Genomic DNA, 16013 nt, shown 5'->3' on the forward strand with positions numbered 1-16013 from the left:
CCGGTGCCCGCTGAGGACGACTGAGTGGAGAACGACGTGGTGGTCCAGGCCTACATCCTGATCCAGACCGAGGTCGGCAAGGCTGCCGACGTCGCGGCACAGATCGCCGAGGTCCAGGGCGTCACCCTGGCCGAGGACGTCACCGGCCCGTACGACGTGATCGTGCGCGCCGAAGCCCGCAACGTCGACGAGCTCGGCAAGCTGGTGGTTGCCAAGGTCCAGAACGTGCCCGGCATCACCCGCACCCTGACCTGCCCCGTCGTCCACATCTGAGCGCCACGGGGTCCCGCCCGTCTTTCGCATGCCCAAAGTCCTGCTCGCTGCACTCGGCCTGATCCTGCTGGCCGGGTGCAGTCCGGGTCCCGCACCCGTCGCCGTACCGTCTGCCGCTCCCGAGGTCGCAGCCGCCTGTGAGCCGCTGGTGAAGGCGCTGCCGGAGAAGGTGCTGGACGCGTCGCGGCGCAAGACCGAGCCGGCCAGTCCGCTGACCACCGCGTACGGCGATCCGCCGATCGAGGTGACCTGTGGCGTGAACCCGCCGGCCGGGATGGCCGAGGCGCAGTCGCAGTGCTTCGAGGTCAACGGCGTCGGCTGGTTCGCCAAGGATGTCGGGAACGGTTTCATCTTCACCACCATCGGCCGCCAGCTTTACCTCGAGGTCGCGGTCCCGTCGAAGTACGCCCCGGAAGCGAACGCCCTGACCGACGTCTCCGACGCTGTCCACAGGTACAACAAACTCGTTACTCCCTGCACCTGACAACTGCATACTCCCGTCGAGACCGAAAATGTTCGTCGACGGTGTCCGGTTCGATCCGGCGGGGGCGACGTACCAGGCGAGCGGCGCCGCGGTGGCGCCCTGGACGACGGGAGATTGCGATGAAGTACATGATCCTCACCTACGCGTCGCAGCAGGACTACGACGGGATGGCGGGCAAGGACACCGGGAAGCCGGCCTGGAGCGCGGAGGACTTCGCGGCGATGGGCGCCTTCATGGAGAAGTTCAACAACGACCTGATCGAGTCCGGTGAGCTGGTCGAGACGCGCGGGCTCGCGGCGCCGGTGCACACCCGGCGGCTGGGTTCGAAGGACGGCGCCGCGGTCGTCACCGACGGGCCGTACGCCGAGACCCAGGAGGTGCTCGCCGGGTACTGGATCGTCGAGTGCGAGTCGTTCGACCGGGCGACCGAGATCGCGGCCCGGCTCGGCGACACCCCGGCGCCGGAGTTCGTCCGGGCGACCGCGTACGCCGACATCCGGCCGATCATCGAGGGCCGCGGCGAGATCGCGGACTGATCGATCATGGCCGTGGCTCTAGAGGATCTGCTCCGCGAGCTCACTCCGCAGGTGCTCGGAGCGCTCGTGCGGCGGTTCGGGCACTTCGACACCGCGGAGGACGCGGTGCAGGAGGCCTTGCTGGCCGCGGCGCAGCAGTGGCCGGTGGACGGGGTCCCGGACAGTCCTCGGGGCTGGTTGATCACGGTTGCTTCGCGCCGGCTGACGGATCTGCTTCGCCGTGAGCAGGCCCGTCAGCGGCGCGAGGACCGGGTAGCGCAGTGGGCGACCGGTCCCAGTGAGCCGGTGGCGGACACCGACGACACACTGGTCCTGCTGTTCATGTGTTGCCATCCGTCGTTGTCGCCGGCTTCGCAGATCGCGCTGACACTCCGGGCGGTCGGCGGTCTCACGACAACGGAGATCGCGCGGGCGTTCCTGGTGCCGGAGGCGACGATGACGCGGCGGATCAGCCGGGCCAAGGCGAGCGTGAAGGACAGTGGCGCCCGGTTCGCCCTGCCGGCGGACCGGGACGAGCGGCTGGGCGCGGTGTTGAAGGTCGTGTACCTGATCTTCAACGAGGGCTACTCGAGTACGACGGGGCCGAGCCTGCAGCGGGTGGAGTTGGCGGCGGAGGGGATCCGGTTGGCGCGGATGCTGCATCGACTGCTGCCTGACGACGGCGAGGTCGCGGGATTGCTGGCGCTGATGCTGCTGACCGACGCCCGACGACCGGCCCGGACCAGTCCGCTCGGCGAGCTGGTCCCGATGGACGAGCAGGACCGATCGCTGTGGATACCGGAGCTGATTCAGGAAGGAGTCGAGTTGATCACCGCAACGCTGCCCCGTGGACCTGTCGGGCCGTATCAGCTCCAGGCCGCGATCGCCGCCGTACACGACGAAGCGCCGACCGCGGCGGAGACCGACTGGGCGCAGATCGTCGCGCTGTACGACGTGCTGCTGCAACAGGTCGACAATCCGATGGTCGCGCTGAACCAGGTGGTCGCGGTCGCGATGGCTCAGGGCCCGGACGCCGGCCTCAAACTATTGGCGACGATCGAGACCGACGAGCGCCTCACCGCCGACCACCGCCTACCGGCAGTCCGCGCCCACCTCCTGGAAATGTCCGGCGACGTGGAGGGGGCGCGGGCCGCGTACGAAGAAGCCGCCAACCAAACCACCAGCCTGCCCCAGCAGCGCTACCTCCGCGCCCGTGCGAGACGGCAATGAGCAGCGGCCAGGGGTTAGCGGAGGCCGGTGGGACGGGTGGTAGCCAGGGTCAGAAGGCGGTCGACCAGGGCGGGGTAGTCGACGCCGGTGGCGGCCCAGAGGCGAGGGAACATACTCGTGGGCGTGAAGCCGGGCATGGTGTTGATCTCGTTGATGACGACCCGACCGTCGGCGTCGAGGAAGAAGTCCACGCGGGCCAGGCCCTCACCCTCGATCGCGTCGAAGGCGGTCAGGGCCTTGGCGCGGATCTCGGCGGCGATCTCCTCGGGGAGGTCGGCGGGAACCGACAGGGCGGTGTACTCCTCCCCCTCGGGCAGGTACTTGGTCTCGAAGTCGTAGAAGTCGTGCCCGCCACCGGATACCGCGATCTCACCGCACACGCTGGCCTCGGCCGGGCCCCCGTCCAGGCCGCCGAGCACGCCGACCTCGATCTCGCGCGGGTCCTTCGCGGACGCCTCGACGATCACCTTCGGGTCGTGCGCCCGCGCCTCGGCGACGGCGTCGTCGAGCTCGGCGAGGCTGTTGACCTTGCTGATCCCCAGGCTCGACCCACCGCGGCACGGCTTCACGAACACCGGGTAGCCGAGCGCGTCGACCGCAGTCCGGCAGGCCTCCGGGTCGCGGGTCCAGTCGCGGTCGCGGATGACGACGTACGGCGTGACCTCGAGGCCGGCTGCCTGGAAGACGACCTTCATGAAGTGCTTGTCCATGCCGACCGCGCTGGACAGGACGCCGGAGCCGACGTACCGGATGTCCGACATCTCGAGCAGGCCCTGGATGGTGCCGTCCTCACCCCACGGGCCGTGCAGCAGCGGGAAGACCACGTCGACCTCGCCGAGCGTGTTCGGGACCTGGCCCGGTTCGCTGACCACGAGCTCGCGGTTCGCGCCGAACAGCACCGGCATCGCTGTCACGTCGACCTCCGGGAGCTTGCCGTCGGTGATCGACAGCCGCTCCGGGTCGCCGCTCTCCAGCACCCAGTGGCCGCTGGTGCTGATGCCGACCGGTACCACGTCGTACTTGTCCCGGTCGATCGCCTGCAGCACGTTGGCCGCGGTCACGCAGGAGATGGCGTGCTCGCTCGACCGGCCGCCGAAGACCACGGCGACACGGGGCTTTCGTTGTTCCCTCGAGTACTCACTCACCGGCTCGACTGTAGCGGCCTCGCGATCAGGTTCCGACCTGGGTTCGGTAAAGAGCTCTTCAGATCTCGATCCGTAGTGGCGCACAGACCGTGGCCGTCCGGTCACTCCCAGGTGACGGGCAGGTCGGTCACGCCGTACACGAGGGTGTTGTCCTTGAAGCGGATCTCCTCGAACGGGACGGCCAGCCGCAGGGTCGGAATCCGGGTGTACAGCCGGATGAACACCTCCTGCAGCTTGACTCGGGGTCGAACGGGCAGCCGGACGGGCGCGTCATCGGGAAGGTCATCGGGGCGATCCCTTCAGCCAGATTTTGGTAGTGAATACCATATGGCAGAAGCATCCATGACACGCCGGAACCGGTACTCTGCCCGCGGAGGTGGAGATGGGACTGCGCGAACTCAAGCGGGAGCGGACCCGCCGGCTGATCGCGGACAAGGCGTTCGAGCTGTTCACCGACCACGGCTTCGGCCGGACCACGGTGGAACAGATCGCCGCGGCCGCCGAGGTCGGACCGAGCACGCTGTACCGGTACTTCCCGACCAAGGAGACACTCGTCCTGGAGTTCGTCGAGGACTGCCTGCTGGGCGCGGTCGCGTGGTTCCGCGAGCAGCCCGAGGTGGACCTGCCGGACGGCCTGCAGTCGGTGATCGAGCGGGTGCTCGAGCAGCTCGAAAGCAACCCGGACCGGGTGCGGGCAGTGTTCGACCTGGCCGCGCAGACGGCGTCGGTGAGCGCTCACCTGAACGAGATGATCTGGCGCTTCCGCAACGAGCTGACCGACGAGCTGGTACGGCGCCTGCCCGGCGACGATCCGCAATCCGTCGAGTTCACGGCCGCGCTGTCGGCCGGCATCGCGATGAACATCATCGAGACAGTCGTCCGGCTGTGGGTGGAGAACCCGGGCACCACCGAGGTGAAGCCGCTGGCCCGCCGGGCCATGAAGCTTCTTCGAGGTGGCGGCATCCCCCTTCCGGCGGTGAACGTCTCCGGCAGCTGACCTTCGGCGCCGGCGGAATCGGGCTCTGGGGTGGAGGCCGCTCGACTCGGGATGCGGTCGTGTCGGGAGAATTCCGGTATGAGCTCTGATCTCGATCCGTCCACTGTTGTGGTGCATGCCGGCCGACCTGAGCGGGTGCCGAACGCACCGGTGAATCAGTCGCCGGTGTTCAGTTCTACGTATGTGGCTGGTGGAGACCGGGGGTATGGGCGGTTCGGGAACGACTCGTGGGTCGCGCTCGAGGAGACGCTGGGTGAGCTCGAGGGCGGTCGGGGGCTGACGTTTGCGTCCGGGATGGCGGCGGTGGCGGCGATCGTCGACCTGGTGCCCGTCGGCGGGAAGGTGGTGGCGCCGCAGCACGCGTACTCCGGCGTACTCGCGTTGCTCGACCAGCAGGCGGCAACCAACCGCCTCACCGTCGAGCGGGTGAACGTCGCTGACACCGACGCCGTCATCGCGGCGACCGTCGGCGCGGACATGTTGTGGATCGAGTCGCCGACCAACCCGGCGATGGAGGTCGCCGACCTGCCCGCGCTCTCCGCAGCGGGACGCCAAGCCGGTGCGACGGTCGTCGTCGACAACACCTTCGCGACCCCGCTCCTCCAGCAGCCGCTGAAGTACGGCGCCGACGTCGTGATGCACTCGGCAACGAAGTTCATCGCCGGCCACTCCGACGTCGTCCTCGGCGCGGTCGTCACCGCCGACGACGACCTCTGGAACGCGATCGAGCTCCGCAGACGCAGCCTCGGGGCGATCCCCGGACCGATGGAGGCCTGGCTAGCCCTCAGGGGCCTGCGAACGCTCGCCCTGAGACTGGAGCGGGCCCAGTCCAACGCAGCCTTCCTGGCCGAGCGACTGCGAGAGCACCCGCGCGTCAGCCGCGTGCGATACCCGGGCCTGCCGGATGACCCGGGTCACGCCAGAGCCGCCGCCCAGATGTCCGGCTTCGGCGCGATCCTGTCGTTCGAGCTCGGCGGCGACGCCGAGGGCGCTCAGCGGGTCTGCGAGAGTACGGCGCTCTGGGTGCACGCGACCAGCCTCGGTGGCGTCGAGTCGATGCTCGAGCGTCGTCGCCGCTGGCCGATCGAGGTGCCGACGATCCCGGACGACCTGATCCGGCTGGCCGTCGGGATCGAGCACCCGGACGACCTGTGGGCCGATCTCGAGCAGGCCCTCAAGACCTTGACTTGAGCACCGGCGCGCCGAAGAACGTCAGCACGCACAGCACCACCGGCAGGATGAACGCGATGTTCAGCGGCATCCAGTGCGCGAGTCCGCCGATCAACGCCGGCCCGGCGAGCAGGCCGACGTACCCGAGTCCGACGACACGTGCCATCAACGCACCGGACGCGCGCGGGTCGAGGTTGCCGGCGGCGGTGAAGAGTTGCGGCACACCACCGGCCAGGCCGAGGCCGAACAACGCCCAGCCGAAGAGCCCGACCGGCACCCAAGGTACGACGATCACGATGGTGAGCCCTATCGCCGCCATCGCGGCGCCATAGCGGACGATGGCCGCCGGGCCGACCACGGCCGCGACCCGGTCGGTGAGGAAGCGCCCGACTGTCATCGCGACGGCGAAGGCGCCGTACGCGTAGGCCGCCGTACTGACCGAGGTGTCGAGGACGTCGCGGAACTGGAGGGCGGCCCAGTCGTTGGCGACACCCTCCGCGAGCATCAGGCCGAAGGCGAGGCCGCCGAGCGCCCATACCAGCTTGGCCGGAGGTTTCGCGCGCTCCTCCTGCTCCTCGTGCTCTTCGGGCGTGGCCTCGAGCAGGAATCGGCTCACGACCAGCGACACGACGACACACAGGACGCCGGCCAGGCCGAGCGTGACCTTGGTCGGCACCTCGGCCCGCAGGGTGGCGGCCCCGATCAGCGCGGCGAAGGCCCCACCGATCGACCACATCGCGTGGAACGCAGCCATGATCGGGCGCGGGTAGCCGCGTTCGACGACCACGGCCTGGGCGTTCATCCCGACATCGATCGAGCCGTTGGCGAACCCGAGCGCCATCAACGCGAGGCCGAGGGTCCACCAGTTCTCGGCGAATCCGGGCCAGGGCAGGGCGAGGCCGAGCAGAACACCGGTGGCCGGGACCAGGCGGCGCTGGCCGAGACGGTCTGCGAGCGGTCCGGCGACCTGCATGCCGAGGAAGGCGGCGCCGCCCAGGGCGAGCAGCAGCAGCCCGAGCGTGCTGTGCGTGATCCCGGTGGCGTGCTCGATGCTGGGGATGTGGACAACCCACATGCCGACGGCGAAACCGTTGAGGCCGAAGTAGGTCCAGGTGGCGATGCGGGCGGCTCTTGGCGGTGCGGTCTGCGGACGCAGATCGGTAGCGGTCAAGAGGTCACCTCAACCAGAACTCCACGTTGGGCAAGCATCGTCCTCTGGTCCTCCGGGGCGGTCGGGTCGGTGATGATCAGGTCCGGCCGGTCGGCCGGGCACACGTACGCCAGCGCGGCGCGGTCCCACTTGGCGCCGTCGGCGAGCACCATCGTGCGGGTGGCGACCTCGAGCGCTGCCTGCTTGACCTCGGCGTCGCCGAGGTCGAAGGCGGTGAGCCCGGCGTCGAGGCTGAAGGCGCAAGGGCTGAGTACGGCGAGGTCGAACCGCAGCGCCCGGAGCGACGCAACGGTCAGCGGGCCGACCAGGGCCAGCTCGCCCTTGCGCGCCTCACCGCCGGGCATCAGCAGCCGGATCCGCGGCGCTTCGGCCAACTCGTTGGCGATGTGCAGCGACAGCGGCATCACAGTGATCGCGCGATCGTGCAGGAGCTTGGCCACCTCGAGCGCCGTCGTCCCGCTGTCGAGCACGATCGTCTCGCCGTCATGGATGTGCTCGACCGCGGCCGCGGCAATGGCCTGCTTGGCCGCGACAGCAGCCTGGGCGCGCAGCGAGTACGGCGGCTCGACGCCCGACGGCATCGCGGACACAGCTCCGCCGTGGACCCGCTTCAGCACGCCTTGAGCGGCCAGGAAGTCGAGGTCGCGACGGACCGTCATGTCGGATGCCTCGGTGGCGTCGACCAGTTCCTGGACCGTCACTCGGTCCACCCTGCGCAGTCGTTCTACGATCACTTGGTGCCGTTCTGCACTCCTCACGCGCAGAAAGCTACCATCTGGATGTTCGATCAAACAAAGTGAGTGTTTGCCTGTGGCTGACCTGGTCGCGCGGTCGAGGTATGCGGTGGCAGCCGTCTTCTGTGTGCACGGCGCGGTGACGGGATCTTTCGCGACCCGGGTGCCCTGGATCCAGGAACACTCCGGGGTCTCGGCCGGCCAACTCGGGCTCGCGCTCGCGTTCCCGGCGCTCGGCGCGGCGCTGATGATGCCGCTCGCCGCCCGCGTCAGCCACACCCTGGGCACCCGCAACGCCCTCCGCGTCCTGCTCGCGCTCTGGACGCTCGCACTCGTCCTGCCGTCGCTCGCCCCCAACCTGCCCACCCTGTGCGCGGCTTTGCTGGTGTACGGCGGCACAGCAGGCATGGCCGATGTCGCGATGAACGCGCTCGGCGTCGAGGTCGAGCACCGGCTCGACAGATCGATCATGTCCGGCCTGCACGGCATGTGGAGCGTCGGCGCACTGATCGGGTCGGCCGTCGGAACAGTCGCCGCCCACACCGGGATGAGCGCGCAACTCCATCACGCCCTGGCGGCCGCCGTCCTGACGGTCATCGGTCTTGTCGTGTGTCAGTTCGTGCTGAACCTGCATCCCGCGGACGACGAGGAGCCGCCGGCGAGGTTCGCCTTGCCGCCGCGGTCGGCGTTGCTGATCGGGGCGGTCGGGTTCTGCGCGGTCTTCGCGGAGGGCGCCAGCCTGGACTGGTCGGCCATCTACCTGCACGACGTCCTCGACAGTTCGGCGGGCGTGGCTGCTGCGGCGACCACGGGCTTCGCGTTGACGATGGCGATCGCCCGGATCAGCGGCGATGCGGTGATCGACCGGTACGGCGCCGTACGGACGGTGCGGTGGAGTGGCGTGATCGCGACGGCAGGCGGCGTCCTGGTCGTGGTGGCCCAGAACCCGGCGATGGCGATGGCCGGCTTCGGACTGATCGGGATCGGCATCGCGGTCGTCGTACCACTCGCCTTCGCCGCGGCGGGGCGTACCGGCGCCAACGCGAGCCACGCGATTGCGGGCGTCGCGACGATCACCTACGCCTCCGGACTGGTGGCGCCGTCGATCATCGGCGGGATCGCGCAGGCCAGCAGCCTGACGATCTCGTTCCTGGTGGTCACCGTGCTCGCGACCGGTCTCGCGATCTTCGCCCCGGTACTGCGCACGCGCAGCCGCTCCCGGGTGAGCTGACAACCTCACTCCCCCACAGACGGTCCAACCAGCTCCTTTGACGCAACCGAATGGTTGCTATAGAGTTGCAACCCAACGGTTGCTAAAGAGGTGGAGCGTCTCATGTTCAGTGCACGCCAACGCGTGGTCCTGCTGGTGCTGCTCGGCGCCGGGTTCATGCTGTCCGTCGACTTCTCGATCCTGAACGTCGCGTTGCCGCAGGCCGGTGCGGGCGTCGGGCTGGGGCCGGACGGGCTGGCGTGGATCACCTCGGCGTTCGCGCTGCCTGCGGCGGGGTTCGCCTTGCTGTTCGGGCGACTGGCGGACTACTTCGGCCGGCGGCGGCTGTTCCTGGCCGGCATGGTTCTGTTGGCCTGCGCGTCCGTGCTTGGCGGTCTGTCGACGAGCGCTGAGCAACTGTTGACCGCGCGAGTGCTGCAAGGCTTGGCGACCGCGATGGCCCTGCCCACGTCGTTGTCGTTGCTGACCACGACCTTCGACGGATCGAAGCGTGAGCGGGTGTTGGGTCTGCGGGGTGCGCTGCTGTCCGCGGGCTTCGCGGTCGGCGCTCTGGTCGGCGGTGCGCTGGTGAGCCTGCTGGGATGGCGGGCGGCGTTCTTCATCAACGTGCCGGTCGTGCTGACCGTTCTGGTGCTGGCGCCGTTCGTGATTGCGGAGAGCAAGGCGGCCGTGCGGACGCGTCTCGACGTACTTGGTGCGGTAACGGTGACCGGCGGTCTGCTGGCCGTGATCTACGCCGTGATCGAGCGAAGCCTTCCGACGGCGATCGTCGGCGTACTGCTCCTGGTGGCGTTCTGGCGGATCGAGCGGCGATCGGCCGCACCGCTGGTCCCGGTGCACATCCTGCGACGGCCGTCGGTGACGTGGGGCAACTTCGCGGGTCTGGTGGTCTGCTCGATGGAGCCTGCGATGATCTTCCTGACCACGCTCTACCTGCAGCAGACACTCGGCCTGTCACCGCTCGCGACAGGTCTGGTCTTCGGCATCCCCGGGGTGGCGTCGGTGTTCGCCGGAGTGGTTGCCGGACGCATCATCGGGCGCTTCGGCTACCGCACCGTCCTGACCGTGAGCATGGCCGTGCAGGGCCTGGCGACACTGCCGCTGGTGTTCCTCGGCACCGACCGGGTGATCGCGCTCGTGGTGCTGATTCCGGCGCTGTTCATCGGGTTCTACGGGCACGTGGCCGCGATCGTCGCCTACACGGTGACCGGTACGGCGGGTGTCGCAGACGAGGAGCAGGGCCTGGCGAGTGGTCTGACGTCGATGACCCAGGAGGTCGGCGGCACGGTCGGCACGCCGGTCCTCGCCGCCATCGCCGCGACGCAAGCCACCCACCTCGCGGGGACTCAGCTCGCGCTGGCGGTCGACGTCGTACTGACCCTCGCCTGCGTCGTACTCGTCTGGTTCGGCCTCCGCCCCCGCCTAGCCAAGGAGCCGGTCGAGCGCCTCGCCGGCCTCGCCGTACCCGGCGTCGGAGATCCGCTGAAGCTCCAGTAGGTCGTTCGCGGCGACCGCCCGACGCGTGAGGTGCTCCCCCGCCCGCTCGCATCCCTCGTCCAGCAACTCGCTCAGCGCCTCGACGTCACCACGCTCGTCGGCCAGGTCCGCCAGCCGATCCATCGCCTTCTCGTTCCCCTCGTCAGCCAACGCCCGAAGAGTCTCCCAGTCCGTCATACCTCGATCCTTGAACATTGCCCCAGGGGCAGGGTCAACAATGACTGTGTGCTCACCATCGGACAGCTCGCCCGGTACGTCGGGGTGTCGACCAAGACCGTGCGCGTCTACCACGCCAAAGGCCTCCTCCCCGAGCCCGAACGCGATGCCTCCGGGTATCGCCGGTACGGCGCCCAAGCGGTCGTCGACCTGGTCCGGATCAGGACCTTGGCCGAGGCCGGCGTACCGCTCGCGCGGATCCGCGACCTCGACCAGACGGATCTCGGCGAGGCGCTGCAGCAGATCGACGCCGAGCTGACCGCGCGGATCCGGGGCCTGCGGGACACTCAGCGCCGACTGCGGAAATTGGCGGCCGGCGACATCCGGCTGCTGCCGATCGACGTGGAGAGCCACCTCCAGCAGCTCGAGAAGCGTGGATTCACCCGCCGCTGGGTCGAGTTGGAACGTGACCTGTGGATCGTCGTCTACGCGACGCACCCGGAGATCGCCGGCGACCTCTTCCGCGATCAAGCCGAAGCACTCACCGACCCGGCGCTCGAAGCGCTCTACCTCGCCTACGACCAGGCCCACGACCTCGACCCGGCCGACCCCGTGCTGCCCGAGCTCGCCGACCGCATCGTCGAGGCGACGGTCCAGCGCTACGACCCCGGCAACCTGCCTGGGCAATCGACGGGCACCGCCATCCCCCAACTCCTGCAGAGCACCGTCAACGCGTCATCGCCGGCGTGGCAGCGGCTCGACGGCCTCATCCGCCACCGGCTTCAGCAGCTCACCACATAGCGGCGGGGCCGGGGAGGATGTCGACGTCGTTCGCATGCATGGGCTTGTCGCAGTGAGTGCAGTGGAGGTCGACGTCGGCGATCTCGCCGCAGGCGTGATGGCGGTAGAGAACCGGCGGTCCGGCCTCGCCCGCCAGCCACTTGTCACCCCAGCCCTTCATGACCATGAGCAGGTCGACGAGCTCGGTGCCCTTCTCGGTCAGGTGGTACTCGTACCGCGGGCGGTTGTCGTACGGACGGCGCTCGAGCACGCCGTGGCCGACCAGGTGCTGGAGCCGCTCGGTGAGCACCTTGCGGGAGATCTTGAGGTCCGCCTGGAGCTCGTCGAACCGGCGCATCCCGACCCACACGTCGCGCAGGATGAGTGGCGACCACGGCTCCCCGATCACCTCGAGGGTGCGCGCGATCGAGCAGACCAGCTCACCGAAGTTCGTGCGTTGCATGCCATGAGCCTAACAGTTGGGGTTCCCTTACGGAACTCTAACTGCTACGGTCGTGGAGTCTCTTGAAGGAACCCCAAACCGGAGGACGGCGATGAGCAAGGTCTTCAGCGCACTATCGGTCTCGGTCGACGGCTACATCACCGGTCGTGACCCGCGACCAGGACACGGGCTCGGCGACGGCGGGATGCTCCTCGACTGGTACTTCGACGGCGACACCGCCAGCCAGGTGATGGACGGCTTCAAGCTCAGCGAGCCGAGCGCCCGGCTCTTCGACACCCTCGCCGCCCGGGTCGGCGCCTCCCTCGCCGGGCGCAACACGTACGACGACTCCGAAAACTTCGGCGGCGGCAGCCCGCACCCGACGGCGCCGCTCGTCGTCGTCACCCATCGGCCGGCGCCGGAGGCAAGCGACCGCCAGACGATCGTCACCACCGGGATCGAGGACGCGGTCGCGGCCGCCAAGAAGGTTGCCGGCGACAAGGATGTCGCGCTGATGGGCGGCGGCGTCGTGACCGCTGCCCTGCAGGCCGGCCTGGTCGACGAACTGGTCCTCCACCAGGTGCCGATCCTGCTCGGCGGCGGCCGCCCGTACTTCCAGGACCTGCCCGACCACATCCGGCTGCGTCTGATCGACGTCGTACCGGCGCCGGGCGTGACCCACCTGCACTACGAGGTGCAGCGATGATCCTCGTCACCGGCGGCCTCGGGATGATCGGCGCGCACACCGCTCAGGCGTTGCTCGACCTCGGCGAGGAGGTTGTCGTCACCAGCCACCACAGCGTAGACGTCCCGTCCTTCCTGGCCGGCCGAGTCATCGTCGAACAGCTGGATGTCACCGATCGCGATGCGTTCCTCGACCTCGGCAAGCGCCACGAGATCACCGGGCTCGTGCACCTCGCGGCCCCGCGTCCGTCGTTCGCGCCCTCCCCCACGGGCGCGTCGATCGCCGATCCTGTCGAGTTCCTGCGCAGCAACACGACCGGCCTCTACAACGCCCTCGAAGCCGCTCGCGCGTGGCAGGTACGGCGGTTCGCGGTCGCCAGCAGCATCGGTCTGTACATCGGCCGCCCGGAGTCCAGCTGGCATGAGGAACTCGCGCTGCCGGCGATGACGCTCGACAACCCGATCCTGGCTTTCAAGGAGGCGGCCGAGCCGCTCACCCAACAGGCATTGGCGGGCAGCGCCGTACAGCCTGTCATCCTGCGGCTCGGAACCATCTGGGGCCCGCTGGGCGACCCGACGTCGCCGTTTTATCCGATCCCCTCGCTCATCACCGCTGTTGTCCGCGGAGGCGAGCGGCCGCAGGTGTACGGCGACGACGGTGGCGACCGCTGCTACGTGCCGGACGCCGGCCGGGCGATCGCGCTCCTCATGACCGTCCCGACCCTGAACCACGACACCTACAACGTGTCCAGCGGCCGTCCGGTCGCCAATCACGAGTTCGCCACCGCACTCGAGGCCGCCGTACCGGGGGCACAGGTCCCGTTGACATCGGGCGGCCAACTGGAGCCGTACCTCGACATCACTCGGCTGACCGCCGACACCGGCTTCACGCCGCGCTTCGACACCGCCACCGCAGTCGCCGACTTCGTCGGCTGGCTCGGAACCAACCCTCGCTAGGAGCTGATTGCCATGCTGAACCCCGACGTACGCCGTGTGCTCGAGACGACTGCGGTCGGCCACCTGGCCACTGTGCTGCCCGACGGCGCGCCGCACTCCGTTCCGCTGTGGGTCATGCCGGTGGGCGAGCGCATCGCGTTCCTCACCGGGCCGGACTCGCGGAAGGCCCGCAACCTGCGGCGCGATCCGCGAGTCGCCCTGTCGCTGACGCCGCTCGACAACCCGTTCGAGCCGGTGATCGTCCGCGGCCGCGTCGTCGAGTGGCTCGACGGCGACGCGGCCTGGGAACTCGTGGACCAGCTTGCGGCGAAGTACATCGGCCAGCCCTACCCGCGCGAGCAGGAGCGGGTCGTCGCCTTGATCGAGCCCGAGTGGCAGCAGTTCGGGATGAGGTGACGGCCTACTTGTCCGTCGAGAAGGCCGCGTCGAAGGCCGCCGCGGGCTTGTCGAAGGCGAGCGCCCGGATCACGTTGACGGCTTCGGCGGCGCCGACCTTGCGCTCCATCCCGGCGTCCTCCCACTCGACCGAGATCGGGCCGTCGTACCCGATGGAGTTCAGCACCCGGAAGCAGTCCTCCCACTTCACGTCGCCGTGACCGGTCGAGTAGAAGTCCCAGCCGCGCCGCGGGTCGCCCCACGGCAGGTGCGAGCCGAGCCGGCCGTTGCGGCCGCCGCCGACCCGCATCCGGGTGTCCTTGCAGTCGACGTGGTAGATCCGGTCCTTGAAGTCCCACAGGAACGCGACCGGGTCGATGTCCTGCCAAACCATGTGGCTCGGGTCCCAGTTCAGGCCGAACGCCTCGCGGTGGCCGATCGCCTCCAGGGTGAGCTGGGTGGTCCAGTAGTCGTAGGCGATCTCGGACGGGTGCACCTCGTGCGCGAACCGCACGCCGACCTCGTCGAAGACGTCCAGGATCGGGTTCCAGCGGTCGGCGAAGTCCTGGTAGCCGGCCGCGATCCGCTCGGCCGGCACCGGCGGGAACATCGCGACGTACTGCCAGATCGACGACCCGGTGAAGCCGATCACCGTGTTCACGCCGAGCTTGGCCGCGGCCCGCGCTGTGTTCTTCAGGTCCTCGGCGGCACGCTGCCGCACCCCTTCGGGATCGCCGTCGCCCCACACCCGCGACGGCACGATCGCCTGGTGCCGGAAGTCGATCGGGTCGTCGCAGACCGCCTGGCCGACCAGGTGGTTCGAGATCGCGAACACCTGCAGGTTGTACTTGGCCAGGATGTCGTGCCTCCCCTGGACGTAGGAGTCGTCCTCGACCGCCTGCTGGACGTCGAAGTGATCACCCGAGCAGGCGATCTCGACACCGTCGTACCCCGCTTCGGAGGCGAACTGGCAGACCTCCTCGAACGGCAGGTCGGCCCACTGACCGGTGAACAACGTGATCGGACGTGGCATCTGACTGGCTCCTAAGAGTTCTCGACGGTGATCCAGGCGCTGTCCGCGGCGGCCGACCGCAGCACGGCGTCGACCAGCCGGGCGGACCGCGCTCCGGCGGCGAAATCGGGCAGGCCGTCCGGGCGGTCACCCAGTACGGCGGCATAGCTGTCGGCGACGAAGCTGTCGAAAGCGTCCTGGTACCCCTGCGCATGCCCGGCCGGCAGCCGGTTCACCCGCGCCGCGGGCGGGCTCAGCGTCTCGGGATCCCTGGTCAGCACCTGCGAGGCGGTACGGCGGCCGACCCACAGCCGGTCGGGGTCCTCCTGGTCGAAGCCGAAGCTCGACTCGGTCCCGGAGACCTCGAGGTAGAGGCGGTTCTTCCGGCCGGCCGCGACCTGGCTGACAACGATCGTGCCGACGACTCCGGCCTCGGTCCGGAACTGCGCGGTCGCAAGGTCCTCGGTGCGGACCTCGACGCCGCCACGGTTCGAGCGAACGGTCCGCAGCTGGGCGCTGATCGCGGCGATCCGGTCGCCGGTGACGAACTCGGTCAGGTCGCACCAGTGCGACCCGATGTCGGCAAAGGTCCGCGACGGGCCGCCGGCCTCGTCGTCCACCCGCCAGTTCTGGTCGTCCTCGCCCGCAAGCCAGTCCTGCAGGTACGACCCGTGCAGGCTGGTGATCACACCGGCCTCACCCTCGGCGATCCGGGTGCGGAGCTCGCGAACCATTGGGTGGTAGCGGTAGACGAACGGGACCGTCCCGACCCGCTCGGTCTCGAGGGCCGCGGCGTGCAGTCCGGCAGCGTCCTGGACCGAGGTCGCGAGCGGCTTCTCGCAGACCACGTGCTTGCCGGCTTCGAGCGCCTGCAGCGTCACCGGGAGGTGCGTGTCGTTCGGCGTACAGACGTGGACCACGTCGATGTCGGCGGCGAGCAGCTCGTCGAGGTCGGCGTACCCGCGATCGGCGCCGGTCGCCTCCGCGGCCGCCACGGCGCGTTCGGGTGTTGATCCGATCGCGCCGACCACCTGGGCGCCAGCGACCAGCGCAGACCTGCCGTGGACGCGGCCCATGAAGCCGCCGCCGACGATCCCGACCCGGAGCTTGCGCGCACTGGTGGACACGCTGAAGGACGCTATGTGACACTTTTGAACCCT

The 16013-nt window shown here is 69.2% G+C and carries 20 protein-coding genes; 12 read left to right on the top strand and 8 right to left on the bottom strand.

Annotated elements, in window-relative coordinates:
* The first annotated feature begins 39 nt into the window (after positions 1-39).
* From ACIBGM_RS29320 to ACIBGM_RS29335, 4 genes are all read left to right on the top strand, one after another.
* Positions 40-273 (top strand): Lrp/AsnC family transcriptional regulator, encoded by a 234-nt coding sequence (locus ACIBGM_RS29320; RefSeq protein ID WP_040455366.1) that lies wholly within the window; start codon positions 40-42, stop codon positions 271-273.
* A gap of 28 nt (positions 274-301) precedes the next feature.
* Positions 302-757 carry a DUF3515 domain-containing protein gene (locus tag ACIBGM_RS29325; protein WP_396387344.1) on the top strand — a complete coding sequence of 152 codons (456 nt, stop codon included), beginning with the start codon at positions 302-304 and terminating at the stop codon, positions 755-757.
* Positions 758-876: 119 nt separating this feature from the next.
* A complete protein-coding gene (locus tag ACIBGM_RS29330; protein ID WP_360536640.1) occupies positions 877-1293 on the top strand; it encodes a YciI family protein in 417 nt (138 codons plus the stop codon).
* 6 nt (positions 1294-1299) lie between these two features.
* A complete protein-coding gene (locus ACIBGM_RS29335; protein ID WP_396387345.1) occupies positions 1300-2502 on the top strand; it encodes an RNA polymerase sigma factor in 1203 nt (400 codons plus the stop codon).
* 14 nt (positions 2503-2516) lie between these two features.
* Here the strand turns inward: ACIBGM_RS29335 and ACIBGM_RS29340 are convergent, their stop codons facing one another.
* Together ACIBGM_RS29340 and ACIBGM_RS29345 are read right to left on the bottom strand one after the other, a co-directional pair.
* Entirely contained in the window at positions 2517-3647 is a 1131-nt protein-coding gene (locus ACIBGM_RS29340; RefSeq protein WP_360536636.1) for a D-alanine--D-alanine ligase family protein, read from the bottom strand.
* A 101-nt stretch (positions 3648-3748) separates the two neighbouring features.
* Positions 3749-3871, bottom strand: coding sequence for a hypothetical protein (locus ACIBGM_RS29345; RefSeq protein WP_360536634.1), 123 nt, complete (start codon positions 3869-3871; stop codon positions 3749-3751).
* A 158-nt stretch (positions 3872-4029) separates the two neighbouring features.
* On the opposite strand from ACIBGM_RS29345, the gene ACIBGM_RS29350 reads away from it, so the two are divergent.
* Together ACIBGM_RS29350 and ACIBGM_RS29355 are read left to right on the top strand one after the other, a co-directional pair.
* Positions 4030-4644 carry a TetR/AcrR family transcriptional regulator gene (locus ACIBGM_RS29350; RefSeq protein WP_360536632.1) on the top strand — a complete coding sequence of 205 codons (615 nt, stop codon included), beginning with the start codon at positions 4030-4032 and terminating at the stop codon, positions 4642-4644.
* Between the two features lie 78 nt (positions 4645-4722).
* Entirely contained in the window at positions 4723-5835 is a 1113-nt protein-coding gene (locus ACIBGM_RS29355; protein WP_396387346.1) for a trans-sulfuration enzyme family protein, read from the top strand.
* On the opposite strand, the gene ACIBGM_RS29360 is transcribed toward ACIBGM_RS29355, so the two are convergent.
* On the bottom strand, positions 5819-6985 hold the full coding sequence (locus ACIBGM_RS29360) for an MFS transporter (RefSeq protein ID WP_360536628.1): 1167 nt from the start codon (positions 6983-6985) through the stop codon (positions 5819-5821). The two genes, ACIBGM_RS29355 and ACIBGM_RS29360, sit on opposite strands and share 17 nt — an antisense overlap.
* Positions 6982-7743 (bottom strand): DeoR/GlpR family DNA-binding transcription regulator, encoded by a 762-nt coding sequence (locus ACIBGM_RS29365; RefSeq protein WP_396387347.1) that lies wholly within the window; start codon positions 7741-7743, stop codon positions 6982-6984. The genes ACIBGM_RS29360 and ACIBGM_RS29365 overlap by 4 nt, the downstream gene beginning before the upstream one ends.
* 52 nt (positions 7744-7795) lie before the next feature.
* On the opposite strand from ACIBGM_RS29365, the gene ACIBGM_RS29370 reads away from it, so the two are divergent.
* The gene (locus tag ACIBGM_RS29370) at positions 7796-8950 is read left to right on the top strand and encodes an MFS transporter (protein ID WP_360536624.1); all 1155 of its coding nucleotides are present in this window, start codon (positions 7796-7798) and stop codon (positions 8948-8950) included.
* Positions 8951-9052: 102 nt separating this feature from the next.
* Positions 9053-10447, top strand: coding sequence for an MFS transporter (locus ACIBGM_RS29375; RefSeq protein ID WP_396387348.1), 1395 nt, complete (start codon positions 9053-9055; stop codon positions 10445-10447).
* On the opposite strand, the gene ACIBGM_RS29380 is transcribed toward ACIBGM_RS29375, so the two are convergent.
* Positions 10373-10624: a hypothetical protein gene (locus ACIBGM_RS29380; RefSeq protein WP_360536620.1), complete on the bottom strand. Its 252-nt coding sequence runs from the start codon at positions 10622-10624 to the stop codon at positions 10373-10375. The genes ACIBGM_RS29375 and ACIBGM_RS29380 overlap by 75 nt on opposite strands.
* Positions 10625-10672: 48 nt before the next feature.
* On the opposite strand from ACIBGM_RS29380, the gene ACIBGM_RS29385 reads away from it, so the two are divergent.
* Entirely contained in the window at positions 10673-11404 is a 732-nt protein-coding gene (locus tag ACIBGM_RS29385; protein WP_396387349.1) for a MerR family transcriptional regulator, read from the top strand.
* Here ACIBGM_RS29385 and ACIBGM_RS29390 read toward each other — a convergent pair.
* Positions 11394-11846: a winged helix-turn-helix transcriptional regulator gene (locus tag ACIBGM_RS29390; protein ID WP_396387350.1), complete on the bottom strand. Its 453-nt coding sequence runs from the start codon at positions 11844-11846 to the stop codon at positions 11394-11396. The genes ACIBGM_RS29385 and ACIBGM_RS29390 overlap by 11 nt on opposite strands.
* Before the next feature lie 91 nt (positions 11847-11937).
* Between ACIBGM_RS29390 and ACIBGM_RS29395 the strand changes: the two genes are divergently transcribed.
* From ACIBGM_RS29395 to ACIBGM_RS29405, 3 genes are read left to right on the top strand one after another with little or no spacing between them, the layout of a single operon-like run.
* A complete protein-coding gene (locus ACIBGM_RS29395; protein ID WP_396387351.1) occupies positions 11938-12531 on the top strand; it encodes a dihydrofolate reductase family protein in 594 nt (197 codons plus the stop codon).
* Entirely contained in the window at positions 12528-13466 is a 939-nt protein-coding gene (locus ACIBGM_RS29400; protein WP_396387352.1) for an NAD-dependent epimerase/dehydratase family protein, read from the top strand. Before ACIBGM_RS29395 ends, ACIBGM_RS29400 begins: the two co-directional genes overlap by 4 nt.
* Before the next feature lie 12 nt (positions 13467-13478).
* On the top strand, positions 13479-13862 hold the full coding sequence (locus tag ACIBGM_RS29405) for a PPOX class F420-dependent oxidoreductase (protein WP_360536610.1): 384 nt from the start codon (positions 13479-13481) through the stop codon (positions 13860-13862).
* Between the two features lie 4 nt (positions 13863-13866).
* Here ACIBGM_RS29405 and ACIBGM_RS29410 read toward each other — a convergent pair whose 3' ends face one another.
* Together ACIBGM_RS29410 and ACIBGM_RS29415 are read right to left on the bottom strand one after the other, a co-directional pair.
* Positions 13867-14874, bottom strand: a complete 1008-nt coding sequence (locus tag ACIBGM_RS29410) for a sugar phosphate isomerase/epimerase family protein (RefSeq protein WP_360536608.1) — start codon at positions 14872-14874, stop codon at positions 13867-13869.
* Positions 14875-14885: 11 nt separating this feature from the next.
* Positions 14886-15980, bottom strand: coding sequence for a Gfo/Idh/MocA family protein (locus ACIBGM_RS29415; RefSeq protein ID WP_396387353.1), 1095 nt, complete (start codon positions 15978-15980; stop codon positions 14886-14888).
* Positions 15981-16013: the final 33 nt, after the last annotated feature.

Source organism: Kribbella sp. NPDC050470, assembly GCF_044458365.1.
GTDB lineage: Bacteria > Actinomycetota > Actinomycetes > Propionibacteriales > Kribbellaceae > Kribbella.